A 17,186-nucleotide genomic window follows, 5' to 3' on the forward strand; every position below is an offset into this window, starting at 1 on the left:
CATCTCCAGAAATTAATTATTCGTTGGCTGAAACCCTTGTAGAGACGTAGCAGTGCTACGTCTCTACTTCATTTTTGCTCATATCTCTAATGTCAATACAGAAATTACTGATATTAAAGTTTTACAAGAATCATTACTTTCAGTACTAGCTATACCCGACAATTTTTATCGGGTATGTTTGACTGGTATTTTTGCTCGTGTTAGTATCAGGCGACAGTGACAGACAAAACAGGGAAAGCTAGTTATGACTCAGGCAATCACAACCCAAACCAAAGCCAGCACTGCCTACTTTCAAGCCTTGAAGTGTAAGGAATGTGGTGCAGAATATGAACTCAAAGCCAGTAATGTTTGTGAGTTGTGTTTTGGGCCGTTAGAAGTCAAGTATGACTACAATGCTCTACGTCTAACTGTCACTCGTGAAACAATTCAAGCCGGGCCTAATTCAATTTGGCGCTACCGCCCATTTTTGCCTGTCGCAACTGACAATGTTATAGATGTGGGAACGGGGATGACTCCGTTGGTTCGTTCCCACCGTCTTGCCCGTCGCCTGGGTCTAAATAAGCTTTATATAAAAAATGATGCCGTTAATATGCCCACCCTGAGCTTTAAGGATCGGGTGGTGTCAGTCGCTCTCTCCAGAGCGCGGGAGTTAGGTTTCACTACTGTTTCTTGCGCTAGCACTGGCAACTTGGCAAATTCTACAGCTGCGATCGCAGCTCACGCAGGTTTAGACTGCTGTGTATTTATTCCCGCAGATTTAGAAGCTGGTAAAATTATCGGTAGTTTGATATACAGTCCTACCCTGATGGCCGTCAAGGGCAACTACGATCAAGTAAATCGCCTCTGTTCAGAAGTTGCAAATACACATGGTTGGGGTTTTGTCAACATTAATCTGCGTCCTTATTACTCTGAAGGTTCTAAGACACTAGGTTTTGAAGTTGCGGAACAACTGGGTTGGGAACTACCGGATCATGTTGTTGCTCCCTTGGCATCTGGTTCTCTGTTTACCAAAATTTATAAAGGCTTCCAAGAATTTATAGAAGTTGGTTTGGTAGAAAACAAAAAAGTCCGTTTCAGTGGCGCTCAAGCTGAAGGTTGTTCACCCATCGCCCAAGCCTTCAAAGAAGGACGCGACTTTATTAAGCCAGTTAAACCGAATACAATTGCCAAATCCCTAGCGATCGGCAATCCAGCAGACGGCATTTATGCTGTGGAGTTAGCTCAGAAGACTGGTGGTAACATTGAATCAGTCAATGATGCAGAAATTATTGATGGCATCAAACTACTGGCAGAAACCGAAGGCATCTTCACCGAAACGGCTGGTGGTACAACTGTAGCCGTGCTGAAGAAATTGGTAGAAGCTGGCAAAATTGATCCAGATGAAACTACCGTAATTTACATCACTGGTAACGGTCTAAAAACCCAAGAAGCAATTCAAGGCTACGTTGGCGAACCCTTGACTATTGATGCCAAACTCGATAGTTTTGAACGTGCCCTAGAGCGATCGCGTACTCTTGATCGCTTGGAATGGCAACAAGTTCTCGTTTAGTTAAGAGTTATCAGTTAAGAGTTATAAGTTTTTTGATTTATAACTCTTAAGTTTATTCCTAGCTCCTAACTTCTCACTCTTCATTCTTCACTTTGTACTTACTTCTATGGCTGTAAAAGTTTTAGTTCCGACGACTCTTCAGAGTTTTACTAATAATCAAGCTACTCTAGAATCCAACGGTAGCACCATTGCTGAATTGTTGGAATCCTTAGAACAAAGCTTTCCTGGTATTAAATCGCGTTTGTGCGATGAAGAAGGCAAGCTACGTCGATTTGTAAATTTTTACGTAGATAGCGAAGATATCCGCCATTTAGATGGTATTAACACAACTCTTAAAGATGGCGACGAGGTAAGTATTGTCCCAGCTGTCGCTGGTGGTTAATGCAGAAAACACGAAATCCACTAGAAGCCTGACTAGACAACCTCTTGAAACATTACCTCGTTAAGAGTCTCCGACTATTGGTGACAACTTAAGAAAAAGGTAATGTACTCAAGAGGTACATTTCTAGGAAAAAAGTGATGAGCAAGGCACGGGTAGAAAATCCAGACCACAAGCGATCGCCAGGATTTTCGTTAAATGGTATCAAGCAGGATAATTTCTTTAGCCTGTGTTGTTTGAACCATAATCCCAAAATAGTTTTGTAATTGATAGTGAATGTATAAATTTACTTTTGGGTTTATGGCTGCAAATATTTAGCTTTTATAGTCTTCTCAAAATTAGGATTGGATACGTTCTAGCCAAGATTTGACATGAGAATATGATAATATCCGCTCTTTAAGCGGACTGGTGCGAAGTATTTCATCTATTTGTGCAGCTACAGCTAGATCCGCTATAGTTTGATGGTTTCCCACCAACCAATCTTGCTGGCTGAGGATGGTTTCAAAGTTGCCTATATGGGCAAAAAACTTTTTTTCAACGCGGTTCTTGTCGATGCGACCAATTCCTTGAGCATTCAGTTGCCTTTCATAAGTGTAGCGGGCTAGAGGAGCAAAAATTACTTGCTCAAACTTTGATCGTCCTTTACACAGTAAGCTGGTCGCTAGCTGGAGAGCATCTGGATAGCGGAAGCGAAAATATACTTCAAACCAGTACAATGATTCATCTGCCCAGTCTTCCCAAAAATAGGCTTGTGCTAAATCTTTGCTGTCTGCGGGGTAAAGTGGATGTTGTGGGTGTCGGGCTTCCAGAAATTCTGCAATATCCGAGCTGTCTTGAACCTTCTCGCCATCGTATTCAATCACGGGAAGCTTTCCCGCAGATGACAATCGTGAAGCTGCTACTGCCAGCAGACCGTTATAGTTAACGACAGAATAGGCAAGATGTTTGTATTTGAGAATCTTACGAACCTTGTTACAAAAGGGAGAAACTTCCCATTGATGCAGGATAATTTTTGGCATCACACTCACCGATATTTTTGAATGTCGATAGTCTGGAATTAGGGATTGAGGATTGGCAAGATTTAAAAAACATTAGCGCGATCGCTGTTTGATGTTAGCAGAACAATAGAATTCTAGTAAACATACTGAGGGCTAGAGGAAAGACTGTTAGATTTATCTACAAATTTTTACGCTTTTTTCTTGATTTAAGAAATTTTGACAATTTTACTTATGTCTTTACTTGAGCAAAAGTTGCTGCCCAGATACACAACTTATTGAAGAAGTTGGGTAACTAAATCTAGCTTAAGTAAGTAAACTACCTACACTGACGCTTCGCGTACAGTGTAGGCTTTTAGTAGCCCTGAACTATCTACACTGAGTTTACAGCACAAACAGTTCGAGCCTCTGGGCGAGTTTACAAGATTCGCCCCAATAGTAGCAATATTCTTTGCTCCGTTTAAATCAGCGTCACCACTCCAAGAACAAGCCTCATTAGTACATCTGAAACGCTTATCAGAACGCAGTCCAATATGTAGGCATTGATGACAAGTAAGACTAGTCCATGCTGGAGGAACAGCAATTACTTCTACTCCAAATTGGATGCCTTTGTATTCCAAAAAAGACCTTAATTGATAGAAAGACCAAGAATTTGAACGCCTACGCTCTGTTTTGTTTCTTGGCTTTTGATTAGTTCTTTCACGAATACCCGTTAAGTCTTCAATTGCCACTGCTGCATTATTTTTTAATGCGTCCTGAATAATGGACTTGCTAATGTTGTGGTTTAGCCATTGTTGAAATCTTCTCTCCTTCCCCGACAACCGTTTCAAAGTCTGTTTTGCTCTGCGGCGAGTAGACCTTGTGCCTTTCGTGGCTTTCCTTTGGAAAGAACTTCTCACTCTAGAAAATCTGTCTCTAATATCGTTAATTTGCTTTCCATCCCACTTATCATTATTGCTAGTTACAGCAATGTCTCTGCGCCCAAAATCAACACCAATTACATTAGTTGATTTGATTAGTGTTAGTGGCTCATCCTTGATTTGGATGTGGATATAGTAGTTACCATCACGATGCTTGCATAGTTGTGCCGATGTTGGCTTTCTGCCTTTTAATTTACCTCTTTGGTAATTACCAGCATCAATTTTGATGTGTTCTCTGCCATTAGTCAGAGTTAAGCTAACAGTCCAGTCTTTCTCTCTAAATGAGAAAATTCTGGCATCATAATCAGCCGATGTTGGCTTAAATGTTTTAACTGGCTTGTCTTTTTGTTTGGCAGTTTTGCGATTAGCTCCAACTCTGGCACAAGCACGAACAGCTAAATTTGCGCTTAACCCAAAAAAAGCGCGAATCTCGTTATAAACCAGATTTTGAATAGTCATCTTAGGGACTTGCAAGAAAATAAAATACCAGCCATTCTAGAAGAGAAGAAGCGGTGAACTGTCCGCGCCTAGTTTAAATATCTAGAATGGGAATCCCTCAATTCATGCTCACCGACACCATCAAATCGACCTTTAAAGATGCAGCACAGAAACTGACTAGCAATCGCAAACGAGATTTCATGGCAAAAGTTACCGAAGATTACTTCGATAGTTCAGCACGCATTGCAGAAACCGTTATGGGATGGAATCGCCAGAGTGTGCAACTCGGCTTGCATGAAAGGCGGACGGGGATAGTCTGTGTAGAGAATTATCAGGCAAGGGGACGACACAATAGTATTGAGGTATTGCCCAACTTAGAAGCAGATATTCGTTCATTGGTGGATGCTCAAGCTCAAGCCGACCCTAAATTTCAATCGACCTTTCTGTATGCCCGCATTAGTGCCAGAGCAGTAAGAGAAGCATTAGTAAGTGTTCATGGCTATAACGAGAGCGAATTGCCATCTCGTCAAACTTGTGGAGAAATTCTCAATCGCTTAGGGTATCGCCTAAAAAAACACAAAAAACGAAACCCTTGAAAAAGATTCCGCAAACTGATGCCATTTTCGAGAATGTGTTCCGGGAGAATCAGGCATCAGATGAAAACCCCAAATCGTTGCGAGTGTCTATAGATACTAAAGCTAAGGTGAAGATTGGCAACCTTTCTAGAGGCGGTAAAGCTCGGACAATGGAGGCGAAAGCTGCTGATGACCACGATACACAGTGGTCATCAGTCTTAGTTCCCTTTGGCATTCTCAATACACATAATGACCAGCTATCGATTTACTTGGGTCAGTCGGCGGAAACCAGTGATTTTATCGTCGATTGTTTAACCGCTTGGTGGCATGAGAATCAACACAATTACCTGGAACTTGATGAGTGGGTGATTGATCTTGATGGCGGTGCCGCTACTCGCAGTAACCGCACACAATTTATCAAACGCATGGTTGAGTTGTCTTGTGCAATTAATTTAAAAATTCGACTGATTTATTATCCCCCTTACCATAGCAAGTACAATCCAATAGAGCGGTGTTGGGCTGCCTTGGAGAACTATTGGAATGGTGCGATTTTAGATTCTGTTGCCGCCGCAGCACAATGGGCCGCCAATATGACTTGGAAAGGAATTGCTCCCATTGTACATCTGGTTCAAACCACATATCACAAAGGAATCAAGGTTCTCTCGCAAGAGTTAGAACAATACCAACCCCAATGGCAGCGTTCTGAAACATTACCCAAATGGGATATTACTATTGTCCCTGTTTAGCTGGTACTTTATTTTCTTGCAAGTCCCTTACTGGTTATTTGAGACTTAACTTTTTCGTTGGCGTAGTTACACGCATCAGCAAAAGCTTTTAGTACCAGTTCGATTTCTTCTGCCTGTCTTTGAGAGGGGTTGAGTTTGCAAACTAGCGTCAATACTTGTTCCATGACTTCGACCTAATCACATGTGAATATAATACATTCAAAATAGTCGTGTTGTACCAAACATTTGTTTGGGAAAAGCTCAACTATCCCTCTCCCTAACTTCGCTGACGCTCAGTATTGGTCAAGGGATGTTTCGCTTTTCCCCCGCAATTCCTCTCAACACTGAAACGGAGTACCGTTTCAGTGTGAGCCTCCTTGCGGAAATAGGTGAAATTCTACTGTAAGGATTGTTAGGCGTATATTGTGGGATGCTGAGTCCCGAAATACAGCAGATTGCAACAGGCGTGAGCTACAGATAATCGTAGGGGCACAACATATTATTGTGCCCCTACCCCCATACTTCATTTACCTGAAATACGCTGTGTCAGAAAAACGCCTAACACTCCGTTATACAACAGGTCAACCTTCTTTTTGATTATTCTGCAAAACATCCTCAAGCATAGACGCTAATTCTTTATTTAAGCGACCAGACTTGACAAATTCTGCATAAGTATCGGCTTCAATTGCCAGCAGTTCTCCTCGGAATTGTTCAGTTGTAAAGCTTTGAAGATTGGGGTACTCATCCTGTAATTTGTCAATTTCTATCCGTAAATCTGCAAGTTCGCCTTTGATCAATGTTTCTTGATAACGACGAAACTCTGGATCAATGCCAGGGCGTTTATCTGCCTGGAGATGTTCTAGAACGCGTTCTAAGGCAACATGACGGGCAACGAATTCTAAATATTGCTCACGTAAGGGTGCATCGCCTAGCAAATTGAGTTTTTCTAGCAATGGTTTGATGGTTAATCCTTGGACAAGTAGAGTAAATAAAACTACTCCAAATACCGTTGCAATGATTTTTTCTCGCTCTGGTAATGTTACTGGTACACTCAATGCCAGGGCAATGGAGACGGAACCACGTAACCCACCCCACCAGAGGATAGTTTGTTCTGGTAACGAAATGTCCGATTTGGTGATGCTAGTACTCAATTTGCTGAGAATAAAAATAGCAACTGCCCGCATTAAAATCATGGCTACCACTGTCACCATGATGATTTGCAGATTTTCGCCTAAACTAGCAAAGCGTATTTGGTCGCCAATTAGCAGGAAGACAATGGAGTTAACAAAGAATGCCAAAAATTCCCAAAATTCAGAAACAATAATCCGGGTGCGGGGATTCATGCCAATACGAGAACCAAAGTTGCCTAAAATCAAACCTGTGGTGACAACTCCAATTACCCCAGAACCGCCCAAGTCTTCAATAATCAGGTAAGTGCCATAAGCGGAAACCAAAGTTAAGGATTGTTCCACTAAAGGTAAATCGAAGCGCTGGGTAAGGTAGGAAATACCAAATCCGATAAAAGCTCCCACCGCTACACCGATGCCAACAACTGTAAATAACTGCAATAAAATTGGCTGGAATTCCAATTCCACAGTTCCCAAAGATAAGGCCACCAAAAAACTAAAGGCAACTACAGCCATGCCATCATTAAACAAGCTTTCGCCTTCCATTAAGGTGGTAAGACGACTACCTACGCCGAGTTGCCGAAACAAAGCGGTGACAGAAACAGGGTCAGTTGCAGATAGACTGGCTGCAATGAGTAAAGCTGTAGTTAGAGAAATGCCAACAAGTTGATTGAGAGCGATCGCTACTCCGGCGATCGCAATTAACACCCCAAACACTGCATACAAGCAAATTGGCACTAAATCCCGCTTCAGTTCCGACCATTTCAAATTCCAGGCGGCTTCAAATAGCAGTGGTGGTAAAAAAATGAACAAAATTAATTCGGGAGAAAGGGTTACTAAACGGACATCCACCAACGCCAAACCTAAGCCGACAATCACCAGTAGTAAGGTGTAAGGTATATTGCGAAACCAGCTAAATATCTGCGGTAGTGTCGCCACACCTAAAGATACCGAAAGTACCAACAGAAACTGCTTGAGATTGTTTGTAATCACTTCCTCTGCGATCGCGGATTCAAGCACCATAGAGAAATTCCTGATATAACTTTGCATTTATCATCATCTGATTATTTTCAGATGACATCGGCTTAATGTAAGGCTTTAATAGCAGAGATTGAATATTTTACAGTTAACCGAGTATTTAGGAGGAAAGTCTTGGGTAATAACATTCGAGATCGCTTTAAAAATTTCCGCCGCCGGGGTTCGCACCCGGAACAACTCCAAGAGCTACATACAGACTTGCTGGCAGAATCAACCCTAGACTCAGCTTACATAATTTTGATTACTAGCTCCTGTGCGATCGCTACTTTAGGTTTATTGTCCAACAGTGCGGCTGTGATTATTGGCGCGATGATTATTGCCCCCCTAATGTTGCCGATTCGGGGTTTAGCTTTTGGGGCTTTGCAGGCAGATATTACCTTGTTTCGCAAGGGTGTAATAGCTGTAGTAGTGGGCACAGTTTTAGCAGTGGCGATCGCCTTTTCTCTGGGTTGGCTAGTGGGATTGCCCAGCTACGGTAGTGAGGTGCTAGCTCGTTCAAGGCCAACATTATTAGATTTGGGAATTGCGGTAGCGGCTGGTGGTATCAGTGGCTACGCTAAAATTGAAACAAAAATTTCTACTAGTTTAGCGGGAACTGCGATCGCTGTTGCCCTTATGCCCCCCATTTGTGTGATTGGCTTAGGCTTGGCACAAGGAAATTGGTCACTCAGTTTCGGGGCAACCCTACTTTATCTCACCAACTTATTAGGTATTGCTCTCTCCTGTATGGTGACGTTCTTAGTAGCGGGTTACACTTCAATGGCGCGGGCACATAAGCCCCTAATTTGGACTATGGCTTTGACAGCTATCTTGCTAATTCCCTTGGGAGTCAGCTTTGCCCGACTTGTACGACAAGCACAACTAGAAACCAGTCTACGACGGGCATTATTAAACCGAACTGTCACCTTTGGGCGATTGCAGTTACTCAATAGCAATACCAACTGGTTGACAAATCCTCCAGAAGTGCGTTTGAGCGTCCGGGCAAAAGAACCTGTCACACCCCGGCAAGTAGAATTATTAGAAGAATTTGTCAAGCGAGAGATGGGGCAAACATTCACTCTAATTTTTGAAGTTGGTCAAGTAGAGGAAATTAGAAGTTCTGAACCCACACTCTAAAGCAATATGCTTGGGTTAAGGGACTTCCAACTAAAAAAATACCCATTGCTTTGGTGAGCAGGGGAAGCAGGGGAGGAAGAATCTAACGATCATCTTCGCTTGATGAAGAATTGTTAAAATTAGAAAATGATTAACCATAATTGCAAACCTAAATTTACAGTTAAATCAGCATAATGGTAACAATAGCAATCAATCCGTATCTTGATCGCAATTTCGCTCCAGTTCATGAAGAAATCACCACCGACAAATTGTCAGTCATTGGTGAATTACCCCTTGAGCTATCGGGGATGTTTATACGGAATGGCCCTAACCCTCAATGGAAACCCATCGGTCAATATCACTGGTTTGATGGAGATGGGATGTTACATGGTGTGCAAATTAGCAACGGCGTAGCCACTTATCGTAACCGCTACGTCCAGACAGCCGGATGGAAAAAAGAACGAGAAGCGGGTAAGGCTTTCTGGAGTGGGTTTTTAGAACCACCACAGATGGATAACCCCCACGGCCCCGGCAAAAACACTGCCAACACTGCTTTAGTCTGGCACGCTGGTAAGATGTTGGCGCTAAATGAGGGGGGTAAACCTCACGCCATCAAGCTTCCTGAATTAGATACTATTGGCGAGTATACCTACAATGGCAAGCTGGTTTCTGCCTTCACAGCCCATCCCAAAGTAGACCCGGTTACAGGGGAAATGATCTTCTTTGGCTACTCTCCCATCGTGCCACCGTACCTGCAATATAGTGTGGTTTCAGCACAAGAGGAACTGTTGCGGACAGTGCCAATTGACTTGCCAATAGGGGTAATGATGCATGATTTCGCCATCACTGAAAACTACACGATTTTCATGGATTTGCCGTTGACTTTTAACCTTAAAAGAGCGCAACGAGGAGAACCTGTGATGATGTTTGAGCGCGATCGCTCCAGTCGTTTTGGGATTGTACCACGTCACGGTGATAACAGTAATATCCGATGGTTTGAAAGTTCCCCTTGCTACGTCTTCCATACCCTCAATGCCTACGAAGAGGGAGACGAAGTAGTACTGATTGCTTGTCGCCTGAGTTCTACTAACCTCTTGATTTCTAGTGATTCGCAACCCGATCCAGACGCAGATATTCCCCGCCTGTACCGTTGGCGATTTAACCTCAGCACAGGAACAGTACACGAAGAAATGTTGGATGATGTAGTTTCAGAATTTCCCCGCGTCAACGAAAACCTATTGGGGCGACAAACCCGATATGGCTACACCAACAAAATAAAGTACACTCCCGTACCTTTATTTGAAAGTATTATCAAATACGATTTCAGCAGTGGAAAATCCCAAATCCACCAACACGGACGGGGACGCTATGGCAGCGAAGCACTATTTGCGCCGCGTCCTGGTGCAACGGCTGAAGATGATGGTTGGCTTCTGACTTTTGTCTATGATGAAAGTTCAAATACTTCAGAGTTGGTAGTGGTGAATGCTCAAGATATAACGGCTGAACCCGTAGCGCGGGTGATAATTCCTCAACGGGTTCCTTATGGGTTTCATGGTACTTGGGTTGCAGGGAAATAACGTTAGGTAGACAATACTGTTCGGTTAAGGCAAGATACGCGATGAATCGCGTCTTTGAACCTCGACGTTGAGCCTTTTATACCAATTTAAATAATGTTTGCGACACATCAATTATTTGTAAGGGCACAACAATGTTCATACGTGTCAACTTAAGCTAAAAGCTTTGTCAAATCTCGTTTCCAGCCTCTGGGCTGGAAATGCTGCTCTTGGCGGCTCTGCCGCCAGCAAAGGAGGCGGAGCCTCTAAGATGGCATTCCCAGTCGGAGACTGGGGAACGAGACAATGAGACAATATGTAAAAGCTTTTTCTAGACAGGCTTTCAGGTTAAGTTAACACTAATGAACAATGTTGTGCCCCTACCCATCTGTCGCATTCTTTTTTCAAATTGGTATTAGCCTCGACGTTGAGCCTTTTAGCCTCAACTTAGAAATATATTTAAACTATTCTTGAATTTACAGGGGCGAGGTTTAGTAAAATTTGCTCACCTCCGTAAAGTGAAACATGGCTTTAGAGGTTGTTTGAAAAGTGTTTTGCTGTGACTTTAGGCACTTTAGATCCCCCCTAACCCCCTTAAAAAGGCTACGGTGTACACACAAGTCTCTTGATCTGCACCTTTGATGCATCGCCCTGCACCTTTGATGCATCGACTTGCACCTTTGATGCATCGCCCTGCACCTTTGTTGCATCGACTCGCACCTTTGTTGCATCGACTCGCACCTTTGTTGCATCAACTCGCACCTTTGTTGCATGGTCATTAAATCCAGTATCAATGACAAAATCTAGAGAAAAATCTGGTTGCGAAGGTAAACGAAAAACCACTGGAATTATTACCCTACCATCGATTACTTGGCCATAAATCATTCAGCAGTACGCTCCATCGCACCACCAAAACTTACAGCAACGTCATAACCAATCCGTATAGTAAACAATCTCGCGTTCGGGTTTTTCTGTTTTAACTTTAAGGCTGTCTCTACACCAGTTGGATCTATACCATATTCACCAGTTTCTGCATCAATTACAATCATCTTGCCGATATTGTCACCAGACTCGACATTTTGACGAATACCGTTTTCGTAAAACTGTTTAGCTCTGAAGGCTACTTCTTCTACACTCCAGAAAATTGATTGCATTACAATTACACCTACTTTTGCTTCTTAAAGCATTGTAGTGCCTGAATGTTGGCGTCTTTCAGCTTTGAAGTTGCACCTTTTAACCTCAACTTAGAAATATATTTAAACTATTCTTGAATTTACAGGAGTGAGCGTGTAGTAAAATTTGCTCACCTCCGTAAAGTGGAACATGGCTTTAGACTTCTCCGGTCAAAATCTCCGAGGACGCAACTTCAAAGGTAGAAAAGACCTTGCGGGTGCAAACTTTAGCTATGCCGACATCCGAGGAGCAAACTTCACCAACGCCAACCTGACAGGGGCAAACTTCAGCCATGCCAAAGCTGGACTGCAACGGCGTTGGGCTATTGGTTTAGTTATTATCTCATTCTTATTGTCGGGACTGTCAGGATTTCTTTGGGCTGTCAATGGTTACTTGGTGTCGCTGATATTTAGCTCATCCAGTAATGACCAGATTGGGGGCTGGGTTGCTCTAGTCACATTGATTGCCTTTTTCTTCATCACGATTCGCCAAGGAATAATATCTGGTTTAGGAGCCGTCGCCTTCGCCTTCGCTTTCGCCGTCGCCGCAACCGTCGTCGCAACCTTCGCCGTCGCTGGACTCGCAGCCGGAGCCTTCGTCGTCGTCGCAGCCGGAGCCGCAGCCGTCGCCTTCGCCGGAGCCGCAGCCGCAGCCGCAGCCGGAGCCGCAGCCGTCGTTGGAGCTTTCGCCGGAGCCTTCGCTGTCGCCTTCGCCGTCGCCCCAGCCGTCGCCTTCGCCGTCACCGCAGCCTTCGCCGGAGTTTTCGCCGGAGCCGTCGCCGTCGCCGCAGCCGGAGCCGCAGCCGCAGCCGTCACCGGAACGTTATTTGGTATCTACATCAGCTGGCGAGCCATGAAAGGAGATCAAAAACACTCCTTAATTCGCAATATTGCGATCGCCTTTGCTGCAACAGGAGGTACAAGTTTTCGTGGCGCTAACTTAACCAATGCTGACTTTACCCAAGCTACGCTCAAAAGTACAGATTTCCGAAACACTATTCTTATCTGTAGCCGTTGGCATCAAGCCAAAATGCTTGACCGTGTTCGTCCTGGCTCAACTTATCTGCAAAACACACAAGTACGTCAACTGCTGGTTACAGGACAGGGACAGGATAAGAATTTTTACCGTGAAAACCTGCGGGGTATCAACTTAAAAAAAGCTAACCTAGCAGATGCCAGCTTTATTGGCGCTGACCTCAGTGAAGCCAATTTGCAAGATGCTGATTTGTCAAGAGCAAAGCTCAAGCAAACCCAACTAGACGGCACAGATTTAACAGGTGCAACCCTCACAGGCGCGTACATCGAAGATTGGGGCATTACAAATACAACTAAATTGCATGGGGTGAGGTGTGAATATGTCTTCATGCGCTTACCCACCAAAGAAGACCCCGACCCGCTCCGCAAACCTGATAATAAACAAGAAGTATTTGCAGACGGCGACTTTGCCGACTTTATCCAGCCAATTTTTGACACCCTCGACCTTTATCATAATCAAGGCGTTGACCCTCGCGCTGTTGCGATCGCCTTCAAAAACCTTGCCGAAAACCATCCCGAAGCCGAGTTAGAAATCGTGGCAATGGAGAAACGCGGCGATGATAAAATCTTACTTAGAGCCAAAACCGCCGCAGGTAGCGATAAATCTCAATTAAGTGCAGAATATTTTGATGACTATAATCAACTTAAAGCGTTATCGCAGAGTCAGCAATTATTGCTGATAGAAAAAGATAGTTATGTTAGTGATTTAAAAAATATGCTCACAACCGCACTTGGGCAGCCTAAATTTTATACACAAGGAGATACAAATATGTCAGATATCAGCGGCATCAATATTGAAGGTAGCAGTAATGTTAGCGGTATCGCTGGCAATAATTCTATTGCTAATCTAGGAAACATTAGCGGTAACGTGAGTATTGCCCTCACTCAGCTACCTGATGCAACCGATGCCGAGAAACCAGGAATTAAAGAATTATTGTCGCAGTTGCAAGATGCAATCATCCAATCCACATATTTGTCAGAAGAAGAAAAAGCTGAGGCGCTGGAACAGGTGAAAGCTTTAGCTGAAGCTGGTAAAACTCCTCAAGAATCCACCAAGCAAAAGACTGCAAAAACCGCAATCACAATGTTGAAAGGAATATTTTCTGGCTTACCCGCTGTCGCCTCCCTGGTTGAAGCGGGTAATAAATTATTACCTGCGATCGCCAAGCTATTCAGCTTAGGATAATTTTGCAATTATCCTTTAGTGTCAAAGCTTCGTAGATTGGCGAATTATTACTAGTTAGTAGCTAGTTTGTCCGGCTGTTTTGCAGCTGGCGATCGCGGCGATTTCCGTCCAGAGATATCATGTAGTAAACCCATCAGTGCAGGTACAACAGTAGGAGTCAAAATAGTAGAAAAAGCTAGACCACCTGTTAAGACAATACCCAACCCCTGATATAACTCTGAACCTTGACCTGGTAAAACAGCTAGGGGTAACATCCCCAATACACTAGTTCCAGCAGACATGAAAATTGCACGTAAGCGATCGCTCGTCGCATTATATAAGGATGCATCAAAATCTTCACCTGATTGCTGGAGTTGCAAGGCGCGATCGACTAGTAGAATGGCGTTGTTAACAACCACACCTGTAAGGATCACAAATCCCAAAGCTGTAATCATATCCAATGCCACATTCATTCCCGGAATCATGTTGGCAATCACTAAACTCAATAGTGCGCCACTCATACCCATCGGCACTGTTGCCATAATCACCACTGGGTAAAGGAATGAGCGATACAACGCCACCAGTAACAAGTAAGTAATCAAAATCGAAAATGCAAAGGCAGCAGCTAATTGACCAACAGTTGTTGCTAACTGATCTGCTGAACCTGCCAGTTCTAGCCGATAGCCTGTTGGTAAGGTAGCACGCAGAGGATTCAGAATTTCTTCTTCGGTACGTTCTACCAGCGTAGCAAGAGGGGCATCGGGTGCAAGAGAAACAGTGAGGCTAATTGAGCGCTCTAAATTGACGTGGTTAATGGCATCGGCTCCCGTTGTTTCACGAACTTCGGCAATATCTCCCAGTTGTACTTGTCGTCCCCGCGCATATAAAGGCAATTGGCGCAGTTGTTCTGGCGTTTCCACAGCAGTATTTTGCAGTTCCACTGAAACATCTAATTCTTCTTTGCCATCAATGTAATCGGAAGCAACTCGTCCACCCAAGGCTGCTTCTACCATTGAACCAATTTCTGCTTCCGAAAGTCCCACTTCCGCAATGCGTTCGCGGTTGGGAATCACTTGTAATTCTCCTGCACCCAATACAAAGTTTGAGCGCACATTCTGAACCCCAGCAAGCGATCGCAATTTGCCGGTAATTTGCTTTTCTAAGTCACCAATTTGGTTTAAATCAGCGCCAACAATATCCACTTCAAATTCTTTACCCGGATCGCGGAAGATAGAAATCCGTGTTGGGATGACAAAGCGGTATCCAGCAAAGTTACTACTTTGGGCGCGTAACCGATCCACCATATCAGCGAGTCCGGTAGTCGTGGCAAATTCTGGTTTTAAAATAGTTGCAATACCTCGCAGCGCCCCTGGACGGTCAACATACATGATGCGCTCAACTTCTGGTTGCGATCGCAGAAATTTCTGTATAGGTTCAGATTGCCGAATCGCTTCGGGTATACTGGTTCCCGGTAACGGTTCCGCCCGTAGTACAACTAAGTTACGATTTCCTTCTGGTAAATAATCGGCAGGTGGTAAGAGAAAAATACTAACCACGAGTAAAACAATCGGAATCGACAGCACAATTAATCTGCGCCCAATCCGCTTACGCCCCAGTGACCAACTAACAGTAGCGACGAGAAAGTTTTCCAGTTTGGTTTGGAAATGACGGAAAACCGCAGAGGTTTTGGCTACCATCCGTTCAAACCAATTACCGCCCCGATATTCACCACCCTCCATCATTTGCATCGCTTCCGATTGCTTGAGGAACAAACCTGATAGCATTGGGACTAAAGTTAATGCTGCAAACAGCGAGAATAGAGAAGAGGCAGAAAGAGCGATCGCCATATCAGCATAAAGTTGTCCTGCTTCACCCGTCACCATTAACAAGGGTACAAAAACCACTACGTTGGTTAAGGTGGAACCAAGCATTGCGCCCCAAACTTCCTGAGTCCCTTCAATGGCTGCTCGCATGGCACTTTTACCTTGCTGCATGTGGGTGAAAACATTCTCTATTACGACGATCGCATTATCTACAACCATACCCACTGCAAACGCTAATCCCGCCAAACTGATAATGTTTAATGTGCGTCCAAATGCAGACATGACAATAAACACCATAATCAGTGTAATGGGAATTGTAATTGCCACCACTGCAACGGTACGCATGGAGCCAAGGAACAGAACCAAGACAATGGTTGCTAATAGCGCCCCACTAATTAAGTTGCCTTGGACAAATTCAATGGATTGATTGATATACTGGCTCTCATCGTAGTTGTAGACAAAGCGAATCCCTTGGTTTTGCCGATCAAATTCAGTTTGCAGTGCAGCAATTTCCGCCCGAATGCCTTTAGCCACCTCTGGCACATTCGCCCCAATTTGCCGAATTACACCGACTGCTGTCCCAGGTTTGCCGTTGAACACCAACGCCCCATCTTGGGGTTTGCGTCCCATCTGGACTGTTGCTACATCTCGCAAGTAAACAGTGCCCGATTGGTCACGTCGCAGCACAAAACCTTCAATTTGTGATAAATCTTGCGATCTGCTGATTGTGCGGACTCGATATTCCCGTCGTCCCAAAATTAATGGCCCACCCCGAATATCGCGGTTGTTTTCTTGAAGAACTCGGACTACATCGCCAATTGCGAGGTTGCGATCGCTTAATGCTTTCGGATCAACCTTCACCTCTACTTCTCGTTCTTGTCCACCTACTAACAAAAATTGTCCAGTTCCCTCGACTCGCCGCAAACGGGGAATTACCACTTCTTCTGCTAAATCCCGATAACGGTCTGCATCCGGTTTAAATCCGTCTTTGGTATCAAAGGGAATCCACATCATCGGCGAACTGTTACCACCTACCAGTTCTACACTCGATTCTTGAGCTTCTGGCGGCAAGCTTTCCACCTGTTGCAAGCGGTTGAGAACATCTACCATCCGCTCTCTGGCGTTGGCATCCTGAGCAAATTCCAAGGTAATGCTGCTGCGTCCAGCACGAGAAGTACTGCTAATTTCTTGGACACCTAGCACCTCTTCCATCTGTTCTTCGATGGGGCGGGTAATTAAGTCTTCTACTTCTGTTGGGCCTGCGCCGGGATATGTAGTTGTGATCGTAATTTCTGGGCGATCGCCTCCTGGCTGCAATTCTAGGGGTAACTTTAGTAGGGAGAATACCCCAAACATTGCTAGCAAGCAAAACAAAACAAAAGTTCCATGTCGCCAACGAACGGCGGTTTCAATAAAGTTCATATTAATTCGTAATTCAGAAAATTATATCTAAACTGGGTTATCCAATATTTTGAAGGAAAGGTTAAAGGAGAAAGAGACGATTCTTCCTCTTTAACCAACTTCTGCAAGAAGTCTATGGAAGTGTGGTGCAACCGATGTTTTAACCAATTTTGGGGGTTTAAATCCCCGGACGCTC

Annotated in this window: 15 protein-coding genes and 1 pseudogene; 9 read left to right on the top strand and 7 right to left on the bottom strand. The window is 44.1% G+C overall.

The window, feature by feature from the left end; genetic code table 11:
* Positions 1-52 precede the first annotated feature (52 nt).
* From ANSO36C_RS26130 to ANSO36C_RS33970, 4 genes are all read left to right on the top strand, one after another.
* Positions 53-220 (top strand): hypothetical protein, encoded by a 168-nt coding sequence (locus ANSO36C_RS26130; RefSeq protein WP_251957009.1) that lies wholly within the window; start codon positions 53-55, stop codon positions 218-220.
* A 24-nt stretch (positions 221-244) separates the two neighbouring features.
* Complete coding sequence (thrC, locus tag ANSO36C_RS26135) at positions 245-1,549, top strand: threonine synthase (protein ID WP_251957011.1); 1,305 nt, start codon at positions 245-247, stop codon at positions 1,547-1,549.
* Positions 1,550-1,655: 106 nt separating this feature from the next.
* Complete coding sequence (locus ANSO36C_RS26140) at positions 1,656-1,931, top strand: ubiquitin-like small modifier protein 1 (RefSeq protein WP_251957013.1); 276 nt, start codon at positions 1,656-1,658, stop codon at positions 1,929-1,931.
* Between the two features lie 137 nt (positions 1,932-2,068).
* Entirely contained in the window at positions 2,069-2,194 is a 126-nt protein-coding gene (locus ANSO36C_RS33970; protein ID WP_267145334.1) for a hypothetical protein, read from the top strand.
* 72 nt (positions 2,195-2,266) lie between these two features.
* Here ANSO36C_RS33970 and ANSO36C_RS26145 read toward each other — a convergent pair whose 3' ends face one another.
* A complete protein-coding gene (locus tag ANSO36C_RS26145) occupies positions 2,267-2,947 on the bottom strand; it encodes a glutathione S-transferase family protein (RefSeq protein WP_251957015.1) in 681 nt (226 codons plus the stop codon).
* Positions 2,948-3,246: 299 nt separating this feature from the next.
* Entirely contained in the window at positions 3,247-4,302 is a 1,056-nt protein-coding gene (locus ANSO36C_RS26150) for an RNA-guided endonuclease InsQ/TnpB family protein (protein WP_251957017.1), read from the bottom strand.
* A gap of 236 nt (positions 4,303-4,538) precedes the next feature.
* Between ANSO36C_RS26150 and ANSO36C_RS26155 the strand changes: the two are divergent.
* Positions 4,539-5,602 (top strand): annotated as a pseudogene (locus ANSO36C_RS26155) (ISAzo13 family transposase).
* An 8-nt stretch (positions 5,603-5,610) separates the two neighbouring features.
* Here ANSO36C_RS26155 and ANSO36C_RS26160 read toward each other — a convergent pair.
* A complete protein-coding gene (locus tag ANSO36C_RS26160) occupies positions 5,611-5,766 on the bottom strand; it encodes a hypothetical protein (RefSeq protein ID WP_251957019.1) in 156 nt (51 codons plus the stop codon).
* 396 nt (positions 5,767-6,162) lie between these two features.
* Entirely contained in the window at positions 6,163-7,731 is a 1,569-nt protein-coding gene (locus ANSO36C_RS26165) for a cation:proton antiporter (RefSeq protein WP_251957021.1), read from the bottom strand.
* A gap of 129 nt (positions 7,732-7,860) precedes the next feature.
* On the opposite strand from ANSO36C_RS26165, the gene ANSO36C_RS26170 reads away from it, so the two are divergent.
* The 3 genes from ANSO36C_RS26170 (at position 7,861) to ANSO36C_RS33975 (ending at position 10,704) form a co-directional block, all read left to right on the top strand.
* Entirely contained in the window at positions 7,861-8,862 is a 1,002-nt protein-coding gene (locus tag ANSO36C_RS26170; RefSeq protein ID WP_251957022.1) for a DUF389 domain-containing protein, read from the top strand.
* 173 nt (positions 8,863-9,035) lie between these two features.
* Positions 9,036-10,418, top strand: a complete 1,383-nt coding sequence (locus tag ANSO36C_RS26175; protein WP_251957024.1) for a carotenoid oxygenase family protein — start codon at positions 9,036-9,038, stop codon at positions 10,416-10,418.
* A gap of 163 nt (positions 10,419-10,581) precedes the next feature.
* Positions 10,582-10,704, top strand: coding sequence for a hypothetical protein (locus ANSO36C_RS33975; protein ID WP_267145335.1), 123 nt, complete (start codon positions 10,582-10,584; stop codon positions 10,702-10,704).
* A 293-nt stretch (positions 10,705-10,997) separates the two neighbouring features.
* Here the strand turns inward: ANSO36C_RS33975 and ANSO36C_RS26180 are convergent, their stop codons facing one another.
* Both ANSO36C_RS26180 and ANSO36C_RS26185 read right to left on the bottom strand, forming a co-directional pair.
* Positions 10,998-11,279: a hypothetical protein gene (locus ANSO36C_RS26180; RefSeq protein ID WP_251957026.1), complete on the bottom strand. Its 282-nt coding sequence runs from the start codon at positions 11,277-11,279 to the stop codon at positions 10,998-11,000.
* Entirely contained in the window at positions 11,276-11,548 is a 273-nt protein-coding gene (locus ANSO36C_RS26185; protein WP_251957028.1) for a hypothetical protein, read from the bottom strand. Before ANSO36C_RS26185 ends, ANSO36C_RS26180 begins: the two co-directional genes overlap by 4 nt.
* Before the next feature lie 169 nt (positions 11,549-11,717).
* Here ANSO36C_RS26185 and ANSO36C_RS26190 point away from each other — a divergent pair, with 169 nt between their 5' ends.
* Positions 11,718-13,787, top strand: a complete 2,070-nt coding sequence (locus tag ANSO36C_RS26190; RefSeq protein ID WP_251957030.1) for a pentapeptide repeat-containing protein — start codon at positions 11,718-11,720, stop codon at positions 13,785-13,787.
* A 50-nt stretch (positions 13,788-13,837) separates the two neighbouring features.
* Here ANSO36C_RS26190 and ANSO36C_RS26195 read toward each other — a convergent pair whose 3' ends face one another.
* Positions 13,838-17,011 (bottom strand): efflux RND transporter permease subunit, encoded by a 3,174-nt coding sequence (locus ANSO36C_RS26195; protein ID WP_251957033.1) that lies wholly within the window; start codon positions 17,009-17,011, stop codon positions 13,838-13,840.
* Positions 17,012-17,186 lie beyond the last annotated feature (175 nt).

Source organism: Nostoc cf. commune SO-36 (assembly GCF_023734775.1).
GTDB lineage: Bacteria > Cyanobacteriota > Cyanobacteriia > Cyanobacteriales > Nostocaceae > Nostoc > Nostoc commune_A.

Coding starts and splice junctions, on each gene's coding strand:
- thrC (WP_251957011.1), top strand. CDS start 245: ATGACTCAGGCAATCACAACCCAAACCAAAGCCAGCACTGCCTACTTT.
- ANSO36C_RS26140 (WP_251957013.1), top strand. CDS start 1,656: ATGGCTGTAAAAGTTTTAGTTCCGACGACTCTTCAGAGTTTTACTAAT.
- ANSO36C_RS33970 (WP_267145334.1), top strand. CDS start 2,069: ATGAGCAAGGCACGGGTAGAAAATCCAGACCACAAGCGATCGCCAGGA.
- ANSO36C_RS26145 (WP_251957015.1), bottom strand. CDS start 2,947: ATGCCAAAAATTATCCTGCATCAATGGGAAGTTTCTCCCTTTTGTAAC.
- ANSO36C_RS26150 (WP_251957017.1), bottom strand. CDS start 4,302: ATGACTATTCAAAATCTGGTTTATAACGAGATTCGCGCTTTTTTTGGG.
- ANSO36C_RS26160 (WP_251957019.1), bottom strand. CDS start 5,766: ATGGAACAAGTATTGACGCTAGTTTGCAAACTCAACCCCTCTCAAAGA.
- ANSO36C_RS26165 (WP_251957021.1), bottom strand. CDS start 7,731: ATGGTGCTTGAATCCGCGATCGCAGAGGAAGTGATTACAAACAATCTC.
- ANSO36C_RS26175 (WP_251957024.1), top strand. CDS start 9,036: ATGGTAACAATAGCAATCAATCCGTATCTTGATCGCAATTTCGCTCCA.
- ANSO36C_RS26180 (WP_251957026.1), bottom strand. CDS start 11,279: ATGATTTATGGCCAAGTAATCGATGGTAGGGTAATAATTCCAGTGGTT.
- ANSO36C_RS26185 (WP_251957028.1), bottom strand. CDS start 11,548: ATGCAATCAATTTTCTGGAGTGTAGAAGAAGTAGCCTTCAGAGCTAAA.
- ANSO36C_RS26190 (WP_251957030.1), top strand. CDS start 11,718: ATGGCTTTAGACTTCTCCGGTCAAAATCTCCGAGGACGCAACTTCAAA.
- ANSO36C_RS26195 (WP_251957033.1), bottom strand. CDS start 17,011: ATGAACTTTATTGAAACCGCCGTTCGTTGGCGACATGGAACTTTTGTT.